Annotated in this window: 25 protein-coding genes and 1 riboswitch; of the genes, 6 read left to right on the forward strand and 19 right to left on the reverse strand. The window is 42.3% G+C overall.

Features of this window, described 5'->3' with window-relative positions:
* Positions 1 to 663, reverse strand: a complete 663-nt coding sequence (locus tag NST24_RS12695; protein WP_024718383.1) for a DUF421 domain-containing protein — start codon at positions 661 to 663, stop codon at positions 1 to 3.
* A 165-nt stretch (positions 664 to 828) separates the two neighbouring features.
* Here NST24_RS12695 and NST24_RS12700 point away from each other — a divergent pair, with 165 nt between their 5' ends.
* Positions 829 to 1,206 carry a TIGR04086 family membrane protein gene (locus NST24_RS12700; protein WP_007501492.1) on the forward strand — a complete coding sequence of 126 codons (378 nt, stop codon included), beginning with the start codon at positions 829 to 831 and terminating at the stop codon, positions 1,204 to 1,206.
* A gap of 49 nt (positions 1,207 to 1,255) precedes the next feature.
* Here NST24_RS12700 and yajC read toward each other — a convergent pair whose 3' ends face one another.
* From yajC to NST24_RS12735, 7 genes are all read right to left on the reverse strand, one after another.
* Positions 1,256 to 1,522 carry a preprotein translocase subunit YajC gene (yajC, locus tag NST24_RS12705; RefSeq protein ID WP_003216659.1) on the reverse strand — a complete coding sequence of 89 codons (267 nt, stop codon included), beginning with the start codon at positions 1,520 to 1,522 and terminating at the stop codon, positions 1,256 to 1,258.
* Between the two features lie 47 nt (positions 1,523 to 1,569).
* Positions 1,570 to 2,715, reverse strand: coding sequence for a tRNA guanosine(34) transglycosylase Tgt (tgt, locus tag NST24_RS12710; protein ID WP_008342748.1), 1,146 nt, complete (start codon positions 2,713 to 2,715; stop codon positions 1,570 to 1,572).
* Between the two features lie 31 nt (positions 2,716 to 2,746).
* Positions 2,747 to 3,775 (reverse strand): tRNA preQ1(34) S-adenosylmethionine ribosyltransferase-isomerase QueA, encoded by a 1,029-nt coding sequence (gene queA, locus NST24_RS12715; RefSeq protein WP_342461854.1) that lies wholly within the window; start codon positions 3,773 to 3,775, stop codon positions 2,747 to 2,749.
* A gap of 34 nt (positions 3,776 to 3,809) precedes the next feature.
* Positions 3,810 to 4,010: a DUF2905 domain-containing protein gene (locus NST24_RS12720; RefSeq protein WP_008342752.1), complete on the reverse strand. Its 201-nt coding sequence runs from the start codon at positions 4,008 to 4,010 to the stop codon at positions 3,810 to 3,812.
* On the reverse strand, positions 4,003 to 5,007 hold the full coding sequence (gene ruvB / locus NST24_RS12725; RefSeq protein ID WP_342461855.1) for a Holliday junction branch migration DNA helicase RuvB: 1,005 nt from the start codon (positions 5,005 to 5,007) through the stop codon (positions 4,003 to 4,005). The genes NST24_RS12720 and ruvB overlap by 8 nt, the downstream gene beginning before the upstream one ends.
* A gap of 11 nt (positions 5,008 to 5,018) precedes the next feature.
* Positions 5,019 to 5,624: a Holliday junction branch migration protein RuvA gene (ruvA, locus tag NST24_RS12730; protein ID WP_017358123.1), complete on the reverse strand. Its 606-nt coding sequence runs from the start codon at positions 5,622 to 5,624 to the stop codon at positions 5,019 to 5,021.
* 147 nt (positions 5,625 to 5,771) lie between these two features.
* On the reverse strand, positions 5,772 to 6,284 hold the full coding sequence (locus tag NST24_RS12735) for an intercompartmental signaling factor BofC (RefSeq protein ID WP_008342756.1): 513 nt from the start codon (positions 6,282 to 6,284) through the stop codon (positions 5,772 to 5,774).
* 226 nt (positions 6,285 to 6,510) lie between these two features.
* Between NST24_RS12735 and NST24_RS12740 the strand changes: the two genes are divergently transcribed.
* Positions 6,511 to 7,155: a serine/threonine protein kinase gene (locus NST24_RS12740; RefSeq protein ID WP_017367714.1), complete on the forward strand. Its 645-nt coding sequence runs from the start codon at positions 6,511 to 6,513 to the stop codon at positions 7,153 to 7,155.
* Positions 7,156 to 7,387: 232 nt separating this feature from the next.
* Here the strand turns inward: NST24_RS12740 and NST24_RS12745 are convergent, their stop codons facing one another.
* Entirely contained in the window at positions 7,388 to 7,570 is a 183-nt protein-coding gene (locus NST24_RS12745) for a hypothetical protein (protein ID WP_008342761.1), read from the reverse strand.
* Between the two features lie 192 nt (positions 7,571 to 7,762).
* Here NST24_RS12745 and NST24_RS12750 point away from each other — a divergent pair, with 192 nt between their 5' ends.
* Positions 7,763 to 7,912, forward strand: a complete 150-nt coding sequence (locus NST24_RS12750; protein WP_162835670.1) for a hypothetical protein — start codon at positions 7,763 to 7,765, stop codon at positions 7,910 to 7,912.
* A 31-nt stretch (positions 7,913 to 7,943) separates the two neighbouring features.
* On the opposite strand, the gene thiC is transcribed toward NST24_RS12750, so the two are convergent.
* A complete protein-coding gene (gene thiC, locus NST24_RS12755; protein ID WP_342461856.1) occupies positions 7,944 to 9,704 on the reverse strand; it encodes a phosphomethylpyrimidine synthase ThiC in 1,761 nt (586 codons plus the stop codon).
* 126 nt (positions 9,705 to 9,830) lie between these two features.
* Positions 9,831 to 9,940, reverse strand: a riboswitch (TPP riboswitch).
* A gap of 238 nt (positions 9,941 to 10,178) precedes the next feature.
* Between thiC and NST24_RS12760 the strand changes: the two genes are divergently transcribed.
* Positions 10,179 to 10,811 (forward strand): LysE family transporter, encoded by a 633-nt coding sequence (locus NST24_RS12760; protein WP_024718389.1) that lies wholly within the window; start codon positions 10,179 to 10,181, stop codon positions 10,809 to 10,811.
* A 46-nt stretch (positions 10,812 to 10,857) separates the two neighbouring features.
* Here the strand turns inward: NST24_RS12760 and NST24_RS12765 are convergent, their stop codons facing one another.
* The 5 genes from NST24_RS12765 to nadB form a co-directional block, all read right to left on the reverse strand.
* Positions 10,858 to 11,478: a YhcN/YlaJ family sporulation lipoprotein gene (locus NST24_RS12765; RefSeq protein WP_017367717.1), complete on the reverse strand. Its 621-nt coding sequence runs from the start codon at positions 11,476 to 11,478 to the stop codon at positions 10,858 to 10,860.
* A gap of 133 nt (positions 11,479 to 11,611) precedes the next feature.
* Positions 11,612 to 12,814, reverse strand: a complete 1,203-nt coding sequence (gene safA, locus NST24_RS12770; protein ID WP_342461857.1) for a SafA/ExsA family spore coat assembly protein — start codon at positions 12,812 to 12,814, stop codon at positions 11,612 to 11,614.
* Between the two features lie 131 nt (positions 12,815 to 12,945).
* Positions 12,946 to 14,055, reverse strand: a complete 1,110-nt coding sequence (nadA, locus tag NST24_RS12775) for a quinolinate synthase NadA (RefSeq protein WP_047947110.1) — start codon at positions 14,053 to 14,055, stop codon at positions 12,946 to 12,948.
* On the reverse strand, positions 14,042 to 14,905 hold the full coding sequence (gene nadC / locus NST24_RS12780) for a carboxylating nicotinate-nucleotide diphosphorylase (RefSeq protein ID WP_024718392.1): 864 nt from the start codon (positions 14,903 to 14,905) through the stop codon (positions 14,042 to 14,044). Before nadC ends, nadA begins: the two co-directional genes overlap by 14 nt.
* Positions 14,887 to 16,458, reverse strand: coding sequence for an L-aspartate oxidase (gene nadB / locus NST24_RS12785; protein WP_342461858.1), 1,572 nt, complete (start codon positions 16,456 to 16,458; stop codon positions 14,887 to 14,889). The genes nadC and nadB overlap by 19 nt, the downstream gene beginning before the upstream one ends.
* 92 nt (positions 16,459 to 16,550) lie before the next feature.
* Here nadB and NST24_RS12790 point away from each other — a divergent pair, with 92 nt between their 5' ends.
* Both NST24_RS12790 and NST24_RS12795 read left to right on the forward strand, forming a co-directional pair.
* Complete coding sequence (locus NST24_RS12790; RefSeq protein WP_342461859.1) at positions 16,551 to 17,699, forward strand: IscS subfamily cysteine desulfurase; 1,149 nt, start codon at positions 16,551 to 16,553, stop codon at positions 17,697 to 17,699.
* Between the two features lie 3 nt (positions 17,700 to 17,702).
* Entirely contained in the window at positions 17,703 to 18,242 is a 540-nt protein-coding gene (locus tag NST24_RS12795) for a transcription repressor NadR (RefSeq protein ID WP_024718395.1), read from the forward strand.
* A 24-nt stretch (positions 18,243 to 18,266) separates the two neighbouring features.
* Here NST24_RS12795 and pheA read toward each other — a convergent pair whose 3' ends face one another.
* The 4 genes from pheA to NST24_RS12815 are packed head-to-tail and all read right to left on the reverse strand — an operon-like array spanning position 18,267 to position 21,564.
* Complete coding sequence (gene pheA / locus NST24_RS12800) at positions 18,267 to 19,145, reverse strand: prephenate dehydratase (RefSeq protein ID WP_039167032.1); 879 nt, start codon at positions 19,143 to 19,145, stop codon at positions 18,267 to 18,269.
* An 18-nt stretch (positions 19,146 to 19,163) separates the two neighbouring features.
* Complete coding sequence (locus NST24_RS12805) at positions 19,164 to 19,607, reverse strand: ACT domain-containing protein (protein ID WP_008342790.1); 444 nt, start codon at positions 19,605 to 19,607, stop codon at positions 19,164 to 19,166.
* A 55-nt stretch (positions 19,608 to 19,662) separates the two neighbouring features.
* Entirely contained in the window at positions 19,663 to 20,949 is a 1,287-nt protein-coding gene (gene obgE / locus NST24_RS12810) for a GTPase ObgE (protein WP_007501521.1), read from the reverse strand.
* Positions 20,950 to 20,970: 21 nt separating this feature from the next.
* The gene (locus NST24_RS12815) at positions 20,971 to 21,564 is read right to left on the reverse strand and encodes a sporulation initiation phosphotransferase B (protein ID WP_007501522.1); all 594 of its coding nucleotides are present in this window, start codon (positions 21,562 to 21,564) and stop codon (positions 20,971 to 20,973) included.
* Between the last annotated feature and the right edge of the window lie 253 nt (positions 21,565 to 21,817).

Genomic DNA, 21,817 nt, shown 5'->3' on the forward strand with positions numbered 1-21,817 from the left:
TCATCTTTTCTTTATAATTTCATCTTTCAAATCAATATAAAAATTCTTCTGATTAAAGCTGCAGTAAGAGATTTGCTCGATATCATGATAGCCTCTTTTGGCAAGCTCCTTTATCAGCCACTGTTCATCATGGTTGATCTGCTTGAGATGATCATGTTGAACCACACCGTCTGCAATAAGCGGGAGCTCAAGCGCTGCATGTTTGCGCTTGTTTTCTTTTTCAACAACGGCGAGCTTTCCTGAAGGCTCTAAGATGGCATATGAGACGTCCTGGATACTATCGATGTTATTTTCTCTTAATTGAATCAGCAAATCATCAAAATTGTATCGCTGTTTTCTCATCGCACCCTCGTCTATTTTTCCGTTGATGATGAGCAGGGCCGGCTTACCGTCGAGAAAACGACGGACACCTTGGAATTTTAATGACAAATAGGCAAGGGTGATTTGAATGAAGGTTAACAGCAGGATCGGCCATACTGTATGTAACATGTGATCCTCTACTTCTTCTATGGCGAGCACCGCAATTTCAGCGATCATCATAAAAATAACAAGATCTAAAATACTCAGTTCCCCAATCTCCCTTTTGCCCATTAAACGAAAGATAAACCAAATGAGAAAATATAAAATGATTGTTCTCATGGAGATAATTAAGATGTCCTGCATATGATGTAAACCCTCCTTCTCCACCATAGCTTGTGTCAAAACACTTTATTTATGTAGAAAAGAAAGCCTCGGTTTTTATCACGAGAAACATGTCTATTTTTTCTTCTCCGTGAATACATTTTAGTAAAAGACAAGCTTCGGTCAATTGGAGAGGAGACGAATCACATGCAGGAAACGAAACAAATAGGAAAAGGCATTTTATCTGGCTTAATTGCTATTTTTGTCGTGATGATTGTCACAAGCTTACTTGTATCACTGATGCTTACCTTCACAAGTATGCAGGAATCATCGTTTAAATGGATGATCATGATCTTGTCCTTTGCGGCACTTTTTCTAGGAGGAATGATTTCTGGAGGGAAAGCAAAGGAACGGGGCTGGCTCATTGGCGCCATGACCTCTTTTATCTTTTCACTCACTGTTTTTTTATTTCAATATTTAGGGTTTGGAGAAACCTTTTCACCAGAACAATTCATCTATCATGCAGCCTTTTTGGGAATTTGTATGCTAGGGGGAATGATTGGCGTTAATCTTCGGGGCAAATAAAAAAAGAGCGAATGATATCGCTCTTTTTTTATCGCTATGTATTGGAGGATTAACCTTTGTCAGCTAATTCTCTAATAGCACGTCGGTCGAAAGTTAAACGGTTGTTTTCGCTTGTTTTGATGACCACTTTTGATTCATCAATGTAGTCGATTTCACCGTGTAAACCACCGATTGTGACGATTTTATCGCCTTTTGATAAAGATTGCTGCATCTGACGCACAGCTTTTTGTTGCTTTTGCTGTGGACGGATTAACAAGAAGTAAAGCACAGCAAACATGACAACAATCATAATGATTGAACCCATACCACCATCCATTCTATCTCACCCCTTTCTAAAGCATTGTAAAGCTTTTCGTTTATGCGTTAAAAGTTTTTCGCATTCGGTTTGTTAAAGCCATAACGCTCAAAAAACTCTTCTCTAAAATCACCTAAACGATCCTCACGGATAGCTTCTCTCACTTGCTCCATTAATTTTAACAGAAAATGAAGATTATGATAAGTTGTTAATCGAATTCCGAACGTCTCATTTGTACGGATCAAATGTCTAATATAAGCGCGTGTGTAATTTTTACATGTGTAGCAGTCACAGTTTTCATCGATTGGTCTGAAATCACGCTCATATTTAGCATTTTTCACAACAAGGCGTCCTTCACTTGTCATGAGCGTACCATTTCTTGCAATTCGCGTTGGCAGTACACAGTCAAACATATCGACACCGCGGATCGCACCGTCAATTAATGAATCTGGTGAGCCAACACCCATTAAGTACCTTGGCTTGTCATCCGGTAAAAATGGCGTTGTGAACTCCAGCACACGGTTCATCACATCTTTTGGTTCACCAACAGATAAACCTCCAATGGCATAGCCTGGGAAATCAAGTGAAACAAGATCTTTTGCACTTTGTTTACGAAGCTCTTCGTACTCTCCACCCTGCACAATGCCAAACAGCCCTTGATCCTCTGGACGCTGGTGCGCTGTTAAGCAGCGCTCTGCCCATCTGCTTGTCCGCTCTACAGAACGTTTCATATAATCGTACTCTGCTGGGTACGGAGGACATTCGTCAAATGCCATCATAATATCTGAGCCGAGTGCATTTTGAATCTCCATCGCTTTTTCAGGAGAAAGGAACAACTTATCTCCATTTAAGTGATTACGGAAGTGAACGCCTTCCTCTTCAATTTTTCTAAATTCACTTAAAGAAAACACCTGGAATCCGCCTGAATCAGTGAGAATCGCTCGATCCCAGTTCATAAATTTGTGCAGGCCGCCTGCTTCTTTGACAATGTCATGCCCCGGGCGCAGCCATAGATGATACGTATTGCTTAAAATGATGCCTGCTTCCATTGCTTTTAACTCTTCAGGCGCCATTGTTTTCACTGTAGCCAGTGTACCAACTGGCATAAATACAGGTGTTTCAAAGGAGCCGTGCGGTGTATGAACGCGTCCAAGACGTGCACCTGTTTGTTTGCATGATTTAATGAACTCATAACGTATCGGTAATTGCGACAAAAATGAGCCCTCCTGTCTTTGTTGTATGATGTTATTGAATCAGCATGGCATCGCCAAAACTGAAGAATCGATATTCCTCTTTTACAGCCTCATTGTACGCTTTTAGGACGTGTTCTCGTCCAGCTAATGCACTGACAAGCATAATTAAAGACGATTTTGGCAAGTGGAAATTCGTGATCATGCCATCAATTGCCTTAAATGTATAGCCTGGATAAATAAAAATCGACGTCCAGCCGCTTGACTCTTTGAATTCACCATCATAAGCACTTGCAATGGTTTCAAGCGTTCTTGTCGAAGTTGTTCCGACTGAAATAATCCGCCCGCCTTCTTTGCGCACGCGATTAAGCTCTTCTGCCGTTTCTTCATTCATTTCGTAAAACTCTGCGTGCATTTCATGTTCTTCAATGCGTTCAGCACTGACCGGTCGAAATGTGCCAAGTCCTACATGGAGCGTAATAAACGCAATATGCACTCCTTTTGCTTTCAGTGCATCCAGCAGTTCATTTGTAAAGTGAAGACCGGCAGTAGGCGCAGCAGCCGAACCAACCTCTTTGGAATAAACGGTTTGATAACGCTCACGATCATCAAGCTGCTCTTTAATGTACGGAGGCAGCGGCATTTCACCTAAGGATTCAAGTACTTCATAAAAAATGCCTGTATACTGAAACTCAACTTTTCTTCCGCCATGTTCCAGTTCTTCTGTACATACCGCTTTTAATCGTCCATCACCAAATGTAATGACTGTTCCGTTTTTCACACGTTTTGCTGGTTTTACGAGCGTTTCCCATTTGTCTCCTTCTTCTTGTTTCAAAAGAAGCAGCTCCACTTTAGCACCCGTATCCTCTTTCGTTCCAAACAGACGTGCAGGCAATACACGTGTATTGTTTAAAACGAGACAATCATCCTTTTGAAAGTAATCTGTGATTTGCGAGAATGTATCATGTATGATGTCACCTGTTTGTTTATGTAACACCATCAGTCTTGATGCATCTCGTTTTTCAAGCGGCACTTGTGCAATCAATCTTTCTGGTAAATCAAAATCAAATAGTTCTAACTTCATTTCCTTCACCTATTCTGTAGTTAACTAGTTAACGTTATTTCATCCGTCCGAAGACATTGAGTAAAATGGTTAGGACGATGCTAATGACAATGCATGTAATCACAGGAAAAAAGAACGTTACGTTCCCTTTTTTCACGAAAATATCGCCTGGAAGTTTCCCAACCAATTGAAACACTAAACCTGCGGCAAAAAGGACACCACCTAAAATCATCAACATTTTAGGGAATTCAGTCACGAATCGGAACCTCCATATGAAAATGTTCATACGCTTCTCTTGTGACGACCCGCCCTCTTGGTGTTCTTTGCAGAAAACCAATTTGCAGTAAATACGGTTCGTACACATCTTCAATCGTATGTGATTCTTCTCCAATTGTCGCTGAGATCGTATCAAGTCCAACAGGACCGCCTCTAAATTTTTCAATCATACTTAAAAGCAGCTTATGATCGATATGATCAAGTCCGAGTCTGTCAACTTGCAGACGCTCAAGAGCATCTTCTGCAATGTCTTGTGTGATCGCATGATTTCCAAGCACCTGCGCAAAATCTCTTACTCTTCTGAGCAGACGATTGGCGACCCTCGGTGTGCCTCTAGATCTTCTTGCAATCTCTTCAGCTGAACGAATGTCGATCCCAATCTCAAACAGCTCGGCTGTTCTTGCTACAATGTGAGCCAAATCTCTTTGCTCATAGTATTCCAATCTTGCATGAACTCCAAACCTATCACGAAGCGGCGCTGTTAAAAGCCCAACACGGGTTGTAGCACCTACAAGCGTAAATGGCGGTAAATCAAGCCGCACAGAACGTGCTGTATCTCCTTTTCCAATCACGATATCTAGACAAAAGTCCTCCATCGCTGGATATAGCACTTCCTCTATTGAACGCTGCAAGCGATGAATTTCATCAATAAACAGAACATCGCCAGGTTCAAGAGATGTTAAGATCGCCGCCAAATCGCCAGGGCGTTCAATCGCTGGTCCAGACGTTGTACGCAGCTGAACATTCATTTCATTGGCAATGATCGACGCAAGCGTTGTTTTCCCAAGTCCCGGCGGTCCATATAAAAGGACGTGATCCAGTGTTTCCTGCCTCATTCGGGCAGCTTCAATAAATACGCTGAGATTATCCTTTACTTTCTGCTGGCCAATATATTGACTAAGCGTCTGTGGACGCAGACTTTGCTCAATGGCTGATTCATGGTTGTCTGCTTCAGTTGAGACGAGCCGTTCCTCCATGAGACATCACCCTATTTCAACATTTTTTGTAAAGCTTTTTTCACATATTGATCGGTTGTAAGATTCTTCTCTTCTTTTAATAAAGGAAGAACCTTTTTGATTTCACGATCACCATACCCAAGGACACTTAAGGCTTCAACCGCTTCATCTAAAGCGCTTTGCTGCGTTTCAATCTGGATATGATCCTCGTGGTTAAATAAGTTTCCTATCATTTCAGGCACCACATCTGCGAGCTTCCCTTTCAGATCTAGAATGATCTGACGTGCTGTTTTTTTGCCAACACCCGGGAATTTAATGAGGAAAGCTTCATCCTCTCGTTCGATCGCTGAAATGACAGCGCCAGGATCACCGGAAGCAAGAATCGCAAGCGCACCCTTCGGTCCAATGCCTGTGACATTTAACAGTTTTGTGAACAACGCTTTTTCTTCTCGTGTTTGGAATCCATATAACGAAAAAGCGTCTTCCTTTATGTAATGATACGTATAAATCGTTTCTTGTTTTGTTACTCGATAGATAAACGGATTTGGGGTATAGACTTGATATCCCACTCCGCCGTTTTCAATGACAACATATTGCGGGCACACATAATCAATGGTCCCTTTTACAAACTCTATCACCGTTTTCACCTCTTTGACTGTTCTCCATTGTAACATAAATCGAAGAGAAAACCGTAATAAAAGTTAACATACGTTCGCTCAGCCTTTTTTCATAGTCAACCCATGAAAAAGAGCTTGCGGTCTTCACACCAGCAAGCTGTCATACGATTAAAACGATTGTTCATTTCGGTAAGGTTTCATGACTTCAAGCACATGCTCAAATTCATCTTTTGTTCGAAACGGAATGCCTTGTGCAAGCTGCTGCTCTACATGACTTTCCAAGCGGGACGTATCAATTTGAAAAAAGAGATGAATAGGCTCCGCCCACCCGTCAGGCCTTCCATGAAACGTAGAAATCACGCCGTCTTCTGATAATCCGATATATCCATTTGCTTTACTCAAAGGCGATATATCGTCAATTTGCTTTCTAAAAAGGGCAAAATCCTCTCGCTGTTCTACCAATGTCCAGCCCTTATACTGGGCCCAAAATGTGTCTTTGTCTTCTAATGATGCCCGCTGTCTTTCAATACTTACATCGCCGTCTAGATAGACCTTTTCAAGCTGAACGTTGATGGTTTTTGACTCTTTTTGCAAGTGTTCTGCTGCTTCCATATCAACAGCGAAAAAGAGTACACTTGTCATGATAAGTCCTGTAACGAAATACTTTATTTTCACTTTCACTATTTACACCTCTTTAGAACATAAGATCGATGCATGACATATGTAGTTTGACCCATTTTGCTACACATTAACCAAATCGATGTCTTGACACATATTGAGAGTCTTTCGTTGTATCCTTCGTGCGTAAATGTTATGTTTTATACAATCCATTGCTCTACCGAATTACATGGTTTTTTCATCATTCGTTTTTCAGCCGCATAAACTGAAACCAAAGAAGGTGAAGTCAATGTCAGATGTCAAAAGATTAGCCGAATCGATTCAGTATCAAGAAGAAAAGCGTTTTAATAAGCTCGTCTTTAAACCGGCTGAGCTTGAGCTGTGCGGCAAAGGAAGAAGTGCCTATGTATTTTCATACAAAAAAGACGGCAAGAAAATGGCGTTAAAAGTCTTTTTTCCTTCTTATCGAAACATCGCCCGCAAAGAGGCTGCAATTTATGAAAAACTTTCCGGCTCCTCCTATTATCCTGAGATTTACGAGTCTGGGGATCAGTATATTTTAATGGAATATATTAAAGGTTATACTTTCTATGAATGCCTGACAAAAGGAATTCCGATCAAAAAACAAATGATTGAACAAGTAGATGATGCATTGGAAGAAGCACGCGCGAAAGGTTTAAATCCTTCTGATATTCATCTACGAAATTTAATTTTAACAAAGGATGGCCGCGTCAGGGTCATTGACGTCGCCCGCTTCACGCAAACGAAAACATGTCATCAATGGGATGATTTAAAAGCTGCATACGCCTATTATCAAAAACCTTTTTTCCCTAAAAAAGCGCCGCGTCTGTGGCTTGAAGTGATTGCCTATTTGTATAAGAAAAACTGGCTGTCTCGAGGTCAGCTGAACAACCGAAATGATTTTACTGCATAATGAAAGCCGCTCGAAAAGAGCGGCTTTCAGATTGTTGACAAAGGGCTAAAATGAACTTAATTTTAGCCCTTTGTCTTCTTTTCAGCGTGATAGAAAACCTTTGAATTCTAGGAAGGACGAGTACCGGCGCGGAGCGAATTTGACATTCGTGAGCACCGGCACGCAGGACTGACACCGAATGCGAGGGTTTGTCTACACGCTGAAAGCCGCTCTATTTGAGCGGCTTTCTGTTTCATTCTGTTTCTACATGGATACTATTCACATTTAATAGGTTAATGATTTCATTATTCAGCTTAAACCAATGATTGGCTTCCTCAATTTTTTTATACACATCATAGGTAGCTGGACGTTTCAGCTCGAAATCGAGCACTTCCCCATTGTTCATATGAAATGTTACCTTAAATACTTTCATCATAAGATCACCTTCCACTCTGTCTTGTTCACTAACCAAATCGGTCAGCTCTTTTCATTCATTCTCTATTCAATCCGTTTCCCCTGCTTCTTTCCTTCTAAACACAAGAAGTTTAAATTTTGTTTAAATTCGCACAACATATCTATCTATATACTGTTCAAAAGATGTATATTGAATGAAAAGGAGGCTGCCTTTATGAAACAAAAGAAAAAACGAACATCTCCAGAGAGACAAACAGTCCTGTTTCATTTAACAGATGCCCTCATCCCAAGTATTGAAACGATGGCGATTGCAGTAAGAGCATTTTTCCACCTCGTGAGAAAAGCCATTTCAGCCGTTTTATAAAACCCCGCACTAGAGGAGTGCGAGGTTTTTTTTAGGATTGATAGATTTGGCTACCTTGATTGATAAACTCTTTTGCCTTCTTCTCCATCTCTCTTTTCACTTCTTCTGATTGGTTGCGGATGTCATGGGAAATTTTCATACTGCAAAACTTTGGTCCACACATGGAACAGAAATGAGCGGTTTTAGCACCTTCAGCAGGCAATGTTTCATCATGGAATGCCAGCGCTCGTTCTGGGTCAAGTGACAGGTGAAATTGATCCCGCCATCTGAATTCAAATCTCGCTTTCGATAAGGCATCATCACGCTTTTGAGCAGCAGGATGTCCTTTTGCTACATCAGCTGCATGTGCGGCAATTTTATAGGCGATGACGCCTTCTCTTACATCTTCTTTGTTCGGCAGACCTAAATGCTCTTTTGGTGTCACATAGCACAGCATGGCGGTTCCGTACCAGCCGATCATCGCCGCACCGATCGCGGATGTAATATGATCATATCCCGGTGCAATATCTGTTGTTAGAGGACCTAACGTATAAAAAGGTGCCTCTTTGCATATCTCCATCTGCTTATCGACATTCTCTTTGATTTTATCCATTGGAACATGACCAGGTCCTTCAATCATGACCTGTACATCATGTTTCCAAGCGATCTCTGTCAATTCCCCTAACGTTTCCAGCTCTGCAAACTGCGCTTCGTCATTTGCGTCCGCAATGGATCCCGGTCTGAGCCCGTCCCCAAGCGAAAAGGCAATGTCATACGTTTTCATGATTTCACAAATTTCTTCAAAATTGGTATACAGAAAGTTCTCTTGATGATGAGCGAGACACCATCTTGCCATAATGGCTCCGCCTCTTGAAACAATTCCTGTGACCCGGTCGACTGTGAGCGGAATATACCTTAACAGGACGCCCGCATGAATGGTGAAGTAGTCAACCCCTTGCTCTGCCTGTTCAATTAATGTGTCTCGGTATACTTCCCACGTCAAATTTTCTGCGATTCCATTCACTTTTTCAAGTGCCTGATAAATCGGGACAGTTCCTACTGGGACTGGGCAATTGCGGATAATCCATTCTCTCGTTGTATGAATATCCTTTCCTGTAGACAGGTCCATCATCGTATCTGCCCCCCATCTAATTGCCCATGTCATCTTCTCCACCTCTTCTTCAATGGACGACGTCACAGCTGAATTGCCAATATTCGCATTAATTTTCACGTGAAAATTCTTCCCGATGATCATCGGCTCACTTTCAGGATGGTTGATATTCGCTGGAATGACCGCTCTTCCACTAGCCACTTCCTCTCTAACAAACTCAGGACTTAGCTGTTCTCTCAAAGCGATAAACTCCATTTCAGGCGTAATGATCCCCTTTTTTGCATAATGCATTTGCGTCACACAAGCACCTTGTTTCCCGCGGAGCGGCACATGATGAAAATCTGTATGGGCAGCTTGAAAGGATTCTTTCCCATTCAAGCGATATCCATTATCTTCTGGCTTTACTTGACGCCCTTCATAGCTTTCAGTATCTTCTCTTTCTTTAATCCATGCTGATCTCAGGCGCTTTAATCCCTTTGTGACATCAATATGAGCCTCCTCATCTGTATACGGCCCACTTGTATCGTACACACGAATCGGTTCATTTTGGATATCTCCTGTTTGTGTCACTGTATTTGTGAGCACAATTTCTCTTTTTGGCACCAAAATGTCAGGTCTTGAGCCTTGTTCATATACCTTTCGACTGCCTTCAAAATTTGATAATAAAGATTGCGTTGATGGAACATTTGTCTTTTCATTCATTTGCTGTTCTCTCCTTCTTTTCGTGTGACCGGTCAGGATGGAATCAGCACCAGCAAAAAACCAGATTCTATGTAGAGAACCTGGTTTCGTCGTCAGAAAAAAACATGTATGCCATTCATATGGCACATGTATCATCTTCAACTTCCCCACGCTGGTACGAGCCAGATCAGGTCCAAAGGGTTAAGAAGCTTGTCTTCTCTCTCAGCCCTCATTTCCGGGCACCCCTAGTCACTTATATTGATTTCCACAACAGTGTAGCATAGCTGAGAAATGAAAAAAAGAAGTTTCAGGAAAATAGTTCCTTTCCCCTACAATGAATACACGATCTTCACGATATACATCTTTCTATACACGATTTATCTCTCTCATTTCGATTAAATCAGAAATAATCATTGATCCTTTTCTCCTAATATGTATAATTAATCTAAACGGAGAATTTTTATACAAACATGATTCAAAGGAAGTTCTAGTCGATTGCAAACATTTCTTACATTTATCGTCGTTGGATTCTCAATTGCTCTACCTGTTGGAGCGATCACGGTTGAAATGACAAAGCAGGGATTAAAAAACGGATTCTTTCATGGATTAACTGTAGGCGCTGGTGGTATGACCATCGATATATTGCTCATCTTGGCTTTATATGCTGGATTTGCTCAATTTTTATCTTTGCCCTTTATCCAAATTCCGCTCTGGCTGATCGGTGCCATCTTTTTAATGATTCTTGCCTACGATTCGATTAAAAATGCGGATCAAGACATCCATTTAGCAGGAGAAAAAGTGAATAAATCATTCGCTAAAACATACCGAAATGGGCTGCTCGTCGCGGTATCCCCTGGAAACCTTGTGTTCTGGGTATCTGTGTTTGGTGCTGTACTGGCAGATGCTTATAAAAATACAAATTCATCTGAATTTATATTGGCTGCTGCGGGTATTTTGGCAGGGATTCTTCTTCATGACATCGGTCTTCTCACGATTGTTTCCCTAACAAGAAAAGTGATGAACCGAACCATGATTAAGTGGACATCCATTATTGCCGGTATTTTATTACTTGGATTTGGCTGTTATTTCTTTTATGAATTTTATATCGGGATCAAAGTTTATTTTTAAAGAAAGGCTAAAGTTCGTCATGAACTTTAGCCTTTTTTATTCCAGCTTATCGGGTCATGCCTGTCTGACCTGTTTCAAATTGCGTTTTTCTCATATCTCTGAAGCGTGTAAATGCGCCTTCGTCTTTAATGACTTGGACAGCTCTACCATCTGCATAACGAGTCGCTGCTTCTTCTACTTGTGATACACCCTCTGATGTCAAGCGCCCATCTGTTTTAAGAGCAATATACACATTTTCATCCGTCACCATGACTTGTGAGTCTGTCACATGGTTCATTTTGTTCACTCGGTTGGCGATTTTTCTTGAACGCTGGATGTTCTCTTGTTTATCGTAGCCAGAGAACGACATTTGGTTATGATAGTTCATATCTCCATGACTGTAGCGTCCATCTCCACCAGTAAGCGGCATTCTCACTTGATCCTGTGTAGGGCGTGAACGATAATCAACATTCGTTGTATTTCTTCCGTTCATTCCCTCCATAAGCTCAGAAACCGGTCCTTGATGATCTTGGTTGTTGTCTGTTGCCTGTTGATTGGAGTGGTATCCAACTGGCTGACCTGATTGATTATGACGTGTATCTACACCCGCATTGTTATTTGTACCACATGCCGTTAATCCAATAGGTAGAAGCACTAAGGCGATTGTTTTTTGCCATTTTTGTCTCAAACGAAAAACCCCCTGTACAAATTGAATCTCATGAGCGCAAAACAGGCTCTGTTTTAGCATGTACAGTTGAGGACAAAAACAAGCTGTCAGTTATAAACAAAAAAAGGAACGATTGAGATCGTCCCTTGTGTCATTAATCTTCTTCGTCTTCTTCTGGTCTTGCAAAGACAGATGGGTTTTGATAAGGCTGCTGCATATAAGGCTGTGCTGGATAAGCACCCATTTGACCATATGGAACAGGGTTTGGATAATGTCCAGGCCATGGTTGATGATGCTTCATGCCATCATCGCATCCGCAGTCTTCCTTGCCATATGCTTCATTTGGAGCGTTTGGATAAAAGCCTTGATTGGCATTGGCATTTGCATTTGCGCCTGCATTTGGATGCATATGGTGGTGCCAGTGATGCCCATCGTTTGCATGATGCTCATGATGTTCACCGTAATAAGCCGGTGCTTGATACGCAGGATAATAAGGCTGAGCCGCCGGGTAAGGATACGGCATCATGTGATGGTGATAATACGGCTGTACCGGATAACAAAGGCCTGATCCCGGTAAAATAGGAGAAGCGGGTACCATTTGCTGCGGATATGGATACATTGCTGGCATGTAATGACCATGACCATAACCATAATAAGGATCATATGACTCTTGATGATGGTGGTGATGCTCTTTATTTTCAGCCATGCCCCCTACTGCTGCCCCTCCAACATTCGGCATTTGCGGGAAATTAGGAAGGTTTGGGTAATTACTATGTTCCATATCTTTTCCCTCCTCTTTTTGATGTGGGATATGAATGAATGGATCATATCCCTTTGCCACTTCATCTTTGAAATGATCCTTATTTTCATGATGAAAATGGTCCTTGTGATCTTTATGATCCTTTTTCTCATGAACATGATCTTTCTTTTCATGAACGTGATCTTTTTTCTCATGATGTTCTTTTTTGGGAGGAGGCGTGAATGGCTGGTAGAGATTCGTCTGATAATAGTTTACATCAACTTGTGGAAAAACTGGCTGTTCAATCTTTGGTACTGGTGGCACATAAGGTACCGGTTCATTCGGCTTTTCCTTCGGCTTCGTATCTTGAACTTGCACGACATCCTTTGGCTTTTCTTTTACATACGGGTGTTCTTTTGCTTTTGGCATTTCTTTTGCTTTGTGATGATCGGTTTTCACAGGAACACCACTAGATGGAATTTTGATTTTCATTCCTGGCATGATCAAATCTGGATTACTGAGCTGCGAATTTAATTTTTTCAATTCTTGAAAGTCGACTCCGTACTTCTTTGAAATTTTCCAAAGGGAGTCTCCTTTTTGCACAATATGAATTTTCAACGTTTTCCCCTCCTATGCAAAACGTGAACGTAGCGGTTATGTCAGAAGTACAATATGTTTCAACATAAATTTATGCCTATTTACAAGCCGATATGATAAAAACTTGTTTTCTGATAGGAGGGGACACTTCATTATTTAATGGTGAGCATCTTATTTAAAGCGAGCAATGCCTCTTTTGTCGTCTCTTCATTCACTTGAATCAAACCGACCGGCTCCCCTTTTTCAATGCTTTCAAGTGACCATAGTAGATGAGGCAGATCAATACGGTTCATTGTCAAACATGGACACATATCTGGATTAAGGGATTCGATTTGTTTGTCAGGGTGCTGGTCAATGATGCGTTTCACTAAATTCATTTCTGTTCCAATGGCCCACTTGCTTCCTGCTGGTGCCTGCTTGATCGTATCAATAATAAATTTCGTTGAACCAGCTAGATCAGAAGCCTTTACAACTTCATGTGTACACTCTGGATGAACAAGAATCTGTATGTCACGGTCTCGTTTTCTCGTTTGTTCAATATTCTCAATGGTAAATTTCTCATGAACAGAGCAATGACCTTTCCATAAAATCATTTTGATTCGATGAAGCGGTTGGTCGGTGATGAGCTTTTCTTCTATTTGATCCCAGACAGCCATTTCCTCTAGCGGAATCCCTAAATCATAGGCCGTATTACGCCCTAAATGCTGATCAGGAAGAAAAAGAATCCGCTCTTTTTGGGTCAGCGCCCACTCCAATACTTTTTTAGCGTTTGAAGATGTGACAGTCGATCCGCCATGTTTGCCGACAAATGCTTTAATATCAGCCGTTGAGTTTACATACGTCAGTGGAAGGATCGTATCTCCAAACAGCTCAGTGAGCTTATCCCACGCCCTGTCTGTTTGTTTCATATTCGCCATATCTGCCATTGAACAACCTGCTCTCATATCTGGCAAAAAGACGTGCTGATTCTTTTTTGATAGCATATCGGCCGTTTCTGCCATAAAATGAACCCCGCAAAATACAATGTATTCTGCTTCGTGATTGTCAGCAGCAATTTGTGCAAGCTGCAATGAATCACCTGTCACATCAGCAAATTGGATGACTTCATCTTTTTGATAATGATGACCCGGTATAAAAAGCTTTGATCCAAAGGCGCGTTTAATCTCTAATACTCTCTCTTTCATTTCATCATAAGAGCGCTGTTTATATTCATCTGGCATCATGGCTGTATGCTGCGCTGCTAACACATCAAGCATGGACATGAGTCGTTCCCCCTTTATGGCTGAATTCCATATTCATACTAAAATCGAATGATGGAGCAGAATGTGTGAGAAATCCAAGTGAAATAAGGTCTACACCTGTCCCCCGGTAGTTAGCCACATTCTCCAACGTGATACCGCCAGATGCCTCTGTCAATATGGTTTCAGGGGTCATTTGTTTAAAGCGCTTCACTTCGTCTGGAGAGCAGTTGTCAAACATGATGACATCTGCTTTGGCATCAATGGCTTCCATCAGCTGTGCTTCTGATTCAATTTCCACTTCAATTTTCACCATATGACCGGCGTATGCTCTTGCTTTCTCCACAGCTTCCCTGATAGAACCACAAGCCGCAATATGATTATCTTTAATCATCACCCCATCGGATAAGCCGAAACGATGATTCTTTCCGCCTCCGACTTTTACTGCGTACTTCTCCAGCATGCGCAAACCGGGTGTCGTCTTTCTCGTATCACAAATCGTAATAGATGGATCAGCTAATCGCTCTACTGCTTCATGCGTTAGTGTAGCAATCCCTGTCATTCTTTGCAGGATATTCAACACCACCCGCTCCCCTTTCAGCAAGTCGTTGACGGGGCCTGTTATTTGTGCCAGTACAGCCCCTTCCTGAATCCAATCACCTTCCTGGAAAAACAGCTCAGTTTGAACTTGTTCATTCAGCAGTTTGTATCCCATATCAATGACTTGCGTCCCGGCCAATACGCCTGATTGTTTCGCCATGATGTAAGCTGTTCCTTTCTTGTCTCCAAAGATGGCATCAGCGGATACATCTCCAAACCCAATATCTTCTTTTAAAAAATGAGTGAGCATTTGCTTTAACTGTAAACGTTCCATTTGGCACCAATCCTTTCATTTTTTACGATATAAATATGGCCCTGTTCATGTACAATCTGTTTTGCTCGCCACGAAGCATCGTGCCGATTTGGATAATCGGTGCGATAATGACCGCCCCTGCTTTCTGTTCGGAGTAATGCAGATTTGACAAGGCATATGGCTAAAGCCCATTGATTAGTTATTTCGATCTGTTCATTTGTGATATTCTTCACATTGATTTGCTGAAAAGAGACTTGTTCTAAATGATCGAGCAAAGTCTGTAAGCCTTTCTCATCTCTCACAATTGCGGCATATGCCGTCATCCATTTTCTGAGCTGAGCCAGTGACACCGTTGGGACAGACCATACTTCTTGAATGGAAGGAGCAAGGTTTTTATCTTGCCAGGCTTGCAACCGCTCAATATACCGTGCTGCGTTGTTTCCTAAAACGAGACCTTCTAAGAGCGAATTACTTGCCAGTCGATTGGCGCCGTGTAAACCTGTACAAGCTGCTTCACCAATGGCGAAAAGTGATGGAACTGTTGTTTCTCCATGTTCATTCACCTTAATTCCACCCATTAAAAAGTGCATACCGGGTGAAACTGGCAGCCTTCCGCTTGCCATATCAACTCCCGCACGCTGACACATCGAAGCAATCGCAGGAAAACGTGCAGAAAAATGCGGAATATCACGGATGTTCAGATAAATGGAATGACCGAGTTGCTGCTCATGGAAAATGGTCCTTGCCACCACATCTCTAGGCGCTAAATCGCTCTGCGGGTGGATTCCTTTCATGATCCGCCTGCCTGATTCATCTTCTAAATAGGCGCCCTCTCCCCTGACTGCCTCTGATACGAGCCCGATCGCTTTACCTGAAGTGGTCAAAAGGGTCGGATGGAATTGCACAAATTCGAGATCTACTAGCTGTGCCCCTGCGCGATAGGCCATCATCAGACCGTCTCCTGTCACAGACGGATCATTTGTGTTTGTCTCATATAAGGATCCACAGCCGCCAGTGGATAATACAACTGCATCTGCGGTCATTGTATGTACATGACCTTTTTCGTCTTTCCACACAACACCGGTACATATCCCTTCATGAACCAATAGATCCATGACATGATGGTTTTCGTATACATGAATGTGTGAGCCGAGCTTCCCTTTCAAAAACTGCACGAGGGTTTTTCCCGTTTGATCTCCCCCTGCATGCAGAATACGATGGGTCGTATGGGCTCCCTCTTTACCTAACTGCGGGATTCCCGTTTCATCTCGATCAAATGGGCAGCCCTCTTCTACGAGCTTCTTTACAAGATCTTTTCCATGACGGACGATCTCCTGTACAGTTTTGTCATCATTGTGACCACACCCCGCAGCTAAAGTGTCTTGCACATGCTGATCGACAGAATCATGTGCGGAAAAGGCTGCAGCGATTCCCCCTTGTGCAAGCATGGAATTACTAGAGGAAAATTGTTTTTTTGTCATCATGATGACTTGGCAGTTCTCTGAGATCGTATTCACAAAGGAAAGAGCCGCAATGCCCGACCCCACCACAATGACTTTTTTGATAGATGACACAATTGCCCCTCCTGTCATTTACACCTGTCTTGACACATATCATTACACAACACTACAATAAATACAAGAAAAAATTTTCACACAGGAGATGGATGGATTTGATTTATTTAGATTATGCAGCTTCTACACCTGTTTCTGAGGAATCACTGCATGTATTTCAGCAGTTGAGCAAAGAATGTTACGGAAATGCGAGCAGCCTGCATGATGCAGGAGGAAGAGCAAATGAAATCTTGGCTTACAGCAGACAATCACTTGCAGCGATTCTAGGGGGCGAACCTGATGGCATTTACTTTACAAGTGGCGGAACTGAATCCAATATCCTTGCGATTCAATCGATCATAAATGGGCTACCTCCACATAAACAGCATGTCATTACCACATCAGTAGAGCACCCTTCCGTTCATCATGCGGTCAATGCCTTGGAGCGTCTCGGTGTGAAGGTGACGGTCATAGACCCGAATCAAGAAGGAATTATCACAAAGGAGATTCTCAAACAGGCTCTATTGCCTGAAACCGGACTAGTATCCATCCAGCATGCCAACTCAGAAACTGGGATTATTCAGCCATTAGCTGAATTAGCGACGCTCTTAAAAGAAAGAGATATTCTTTTTCATACAGATGCAGTGCAGACATTCGGAAAAATGCATGTGTCGATTAAAGAACTTGGGGTTGATGCCCTCTCCATTTCGAGTCATAAAGTGTATGCACCTAAGGGCGCCGGTGCTGTCTATATGGGAGCACATGTCCCTTGGAAGCCTATATATCAACATACTGTACAGGAAAATGGTCTACGCCCAGGGACAGTGAACGTTCCATGCATTGGTGCTTTTGTGGCCGCGAGCGAGCAAATCATTCTGAAAATAGAGCATCAGCAGCAGCTGGATATTCAGCTTCGTGATTATTTTCTTCAGCAGCTAAAAAAAAGGCAGCTGCCTGTCCGCATGCTGCAAGAAAGTGACCAGCGCCGCACGCTCCCTCATATTATTGGTTGTTTTTTTGAAGGGTTTGAAGGACAATATGTAATGTTAGCTTGTAATCGGCAGGGAATTTGTATATCTACTGGAAGTGCATGCGCTTCTGGTTATCATCACCCTTCCCCTGCTGTGAAGGCATTACATGTATCAGATCGTGATGCCCTTCAATTCATTCGACTATCATTTGGACGAGGATCATCAAAGGATGACATCGATCAGCTTTTGCATACATTTGAGCGCTTGCAAAAGGAGAAGAAAGGAGCATAAAACGTGGAACAAGAGAGAAAACTCATTGGCGAAGAAAGAAGAAACGCCATTTTAAAGTGGCTGAAAGAGACAGATACACCACTCACTGGAAGTTTTTTAGCCAAAAAAGCCGCTGTCTCACGACAAGTCATTGTACAAGATATTTCATTACTCAAAGCAAAAAACGAACCCATTATTGCCACAAGCCAAGGCTATGTGTATATGGCGCAGCATACACCGGAAACTGAAATTGAACAGATTATCGCTTGCAAGCACGATCCTCATCGTACAGAAGAGGAGCTCACACTGATTGTAGACTACGGTGTAACGGTGAAAGACGTGATGATTGAGCACCCTGTCTACGGGGAGCTAACGGCCTCTATTCGAGTGAGTACGCGCAAACAAGTGGCTGACTTCGTTCATCATATTTCTAATACAGGCGCCTCCTACTTATCAGAGCTGACAGACGGCGTACACTTACATACCCTTACTTCCTACAGCCAAAAGCAGCTTGACCAAGCCATTCAAGCGCTTGATGACGCTGGATTTCTCATTAAAGACTAAAAAAATAGTGTCCCCTGCAGGACACTATTTTTCATTCGTTAATTCATATGTTTGATAGCTGCCGAGTAGTTTCACTTCACAGCCAATCGCTTCTAATTCTTGAATGGCGCCAGGGACAAGTACATCATCCATCTCTTTTTCGATATCAATGATAAATAAATAGTGTCCAAGGCCTGTTTTTGTCGGACGCGATTCAATTTTGGACAAATTGAGATTCCGCCATGAAAAAGCTGATAACACGCGGTGCAATGCACCAGACTGATCATCCTTTGGCAGGCTGACAACAATGGTCGTTTTTGGCTTTGAAGAAAAACCAGAATTCATTGGGAACGATGCCTTCGCCTCTTTATGTAAAATAACAAAGCGTGTATGATTGTGCGGATAATCATGAATGTCTTTTTTCGCAATCGTCAATCCGTACGTTTTTGCGGCGATTTCATTCGCAATCGCACCAACAGCTTCATCTGGATGCTCACTGATGTATTTTGCTGCATAGCCTGTTGATTCCACTGGCCGATGCGGAATATCAGGGAACTGCCTCTTCAAAAATTGATGACACTGCGCAATGGCGTGCGGATGTGACTGAATCACATCTAATGTCTCCCAGCTCTCCGCTCTCGATGGATGGACAAGCAGGTGCTGACGAATCGGTGCTGTCATTTCGCCCACAATGGACAAAGCGTCCTCATGAATTAAATAATCAATCGTTAAGTTCACAGATCCTTCGAGTGCATTTTCAAGTGGAACGACCGCCAAATCTACTTCTCCCTTTGACACGGCATCCATACATTGTGGAATGGTTGCATAAGCCCGTTGCTCTGCTTCTTTTGGAAAACAAGAACAGACAGCCAAATGAGTAAATGTGGCCTCTGGTCCAAAGTAACCTACCGTTAATTGCTTCATCTGCTATGATCTCTCCTTTTACGCCCCAGAACCTAGAATTTCAACTTTTTCGACAAATTCAAGTTTTCTTAATTGATTCATGACTGTATTGATATCATCTGCCATGCCGGCCGTACTGATCGACAGGGTAACATTCGCTCTTCCTTGCAGCGGAATCGTTTGGTGAATGGATAACACATTACAGCCAGAGTCAGCCACAATTTGCAGCAGCCTAGACAGAGCCCCAGACCGATCCTCCAGGTGGAAAAACAATGTGATGATCTGCTCTTTGACCATCGTATAAAATGGAAAAACAGCATCTCGATATTTATAAAAAGCACTGCGGCTTAAATCCGCTTTTTGAACAGCATCAGCAACTGAATCCGCTTTTTTGCGATCGAGAAGCTTTTTGACTTCAAGCGTTTTTCGCATCGCATCCGGAAGTACATCCTCTCTTACTAAATAGAACGTTTCTTCTTTCACCTGTTTTCTCCCCTTTTAAAAACGGGAGAGCCCATGAACTGGACCCTCCTTTTGATCAATCGATAAATTCAAATTCAAATTCAAGCAGACGAATGATGTCTCCATCTTTTGCACCACGTTCACGCAGGGCATCATCAACGCCCATTCCGCGCAGCTGTCTAGAGAATCGTTTCACTGACTCGTCTCTTGAGAAATCTGTCATCTTAAACAGTCGCTCAAGTGCTTTACCAGTTAAGACAAACGTACCATCAGGATCTCTTGAGATCTCAAATGCTGCTTCTCCTTCATCAAACTTGTACATCACACGGTTATCAGAGAGCTCTTCTTCATTGTAGAGCGGGAATTCCGGTGTTGTTTCAAGCTGATTGGCGATTTCAAATAAGAGCTCACGAAGCCCTTCTCTTGTGATCGCACTAATTGGGAATACTTTATAGTCATCTGTTAATTTTTCTTTAAATGCCGCTAGATTGTCAGCTGCATCCGGCATGTCCATTTTGTTCGCTACAATGATTTGCGGACGCTCTGTCAATCTCATATTGTATTGCTCAAGCTCTTCATTGATCGTCACGTAATCTTCGTATGGGTCACGCCCTTCAAGTCCAGACATATCAATGACATGGACAATGACACGTGTACGTTCAATGTGGCGTAAAAATTGATGACCTAAGCCAACACCTTCGTGCGCTCCTTCGATCAGTCCTGGCAGATCCGCCATGACAAAGCTTCGGTTATCGTCTGTTTCAACAACTCCGAGGTTTGGCACAAGCGTTGTAAAATGATAATCCGCAATTTTTGGTTTCGCAGAAGAGACAATCGAAAGCAGCGTTGACTTCCCGACACTTGGGAAACCAACAAGTCCAACATCTGCAAGTACTTTTAATTCTAAGATGACGTCACGTTCTTTACCTGGCTCACCGTTTTCAGACAGCTGTGGTGCAGGGTTTGCTGGTGTTGCGAAGCGTGAATTTCCACGTCCGCCACGTCCACCTTTGGCAATCACAGCCCGCTGTCCATGCTCTGTCAAGTCAGCTAGTACTTGTTCCGTCTCAGCATCTGTCACTACTGTACCCGGCGGAACTTTAACAATCATTTCTTCCGCATTTCGGCCATGCTGGTTTTTACTCATTCCATGCTCACCGCGGTCCGCCTTGAAATGACGCTTATAACGAAAGTCCATTAACGTTCTAAGTCCTTCGTCTACTTCAAATACTACATCTGCACCATTTCCGCCGTCGCCGCCTGCTGGCCCGCCTTTTGGCACATATTTTTCACGACGGAACGCCACCATACCGTTTCCGCCGTCACCGCCTTTAACATACACTTTAACCTGATCTACAAACATAACTTCCTCCGTTTCTCTGCATCACATATCTCGTTCTTGCCTCAAACAAAGCTCAATCATGGACTCGTGATTCGTCACATGAAATTGCGTTATACTCATACATGGATAGTTTGCGTCATGAAACGCATTTAACGCATCCAAACTTGTTAATTTTCCTTTGAAATCAAAATATAAGATCACATCATTCTCTTCATGATCCGTTTGGAAAGTGACCGTTAAATGATTTTCAGTTTTTTGGCAAACTGATTGATCGAATATCGAAAACAACTCCCGTGATACCGTTAGCAGCTGCGATTCATATGCTGATAAGTCTCGGGTTTCACCAAGCACTTCATATTCTAGGGTGATAAAATGCGACTCCCAATTAAAGGTTAGAAAGTAATAGGCCAATTGGGGAATTTTTAAATTTGAGAGTTTGGATTCATGCTGTGCTTCAATGACCATTTCTTCTATTATTTCGAACACTCGGTCATATTTTTCTAATGTCAAGTTGCCTTTGATTAACTGCAATTTATTCATCCAGTCGTGTCTTGAACGACTAAGCAGATGGATCAATTCATTCGTTAATGCAACGTGAGTTAATTTTTCGTTTTGTTTACTTGGTATCTCTTCCATTATCGCACTCCCAATCGTTTGGTCTCTCTTTTAGGAGTCTTATCATCAATATGTCTCCCTGAATTATAACAGAGAAGACAGCTTAGAAAAACACTAGTTATGTGAGGAAAGGTTGTTTTTTCTGATCGTATAGGAGAAAATGAGGCAAAGTCAGCAAACATTCTTTGATATTTATGGAGTGCATCTTCTTTTATCATCTTCGGTACTACTTGTAAAAAGCGTAAAAGCTCCCTGAATAGTGAAAAAAACTCCA

The organism is Bacillus sp. FSL R5-0286 (genome assembly GCF_038593245.1).
GTDB classification, from domain to species: Bacteria; Bacillota; Bacilli; order Bacillales; family Bacillaceae; genus Bacillus; species Bacillus altitudinis.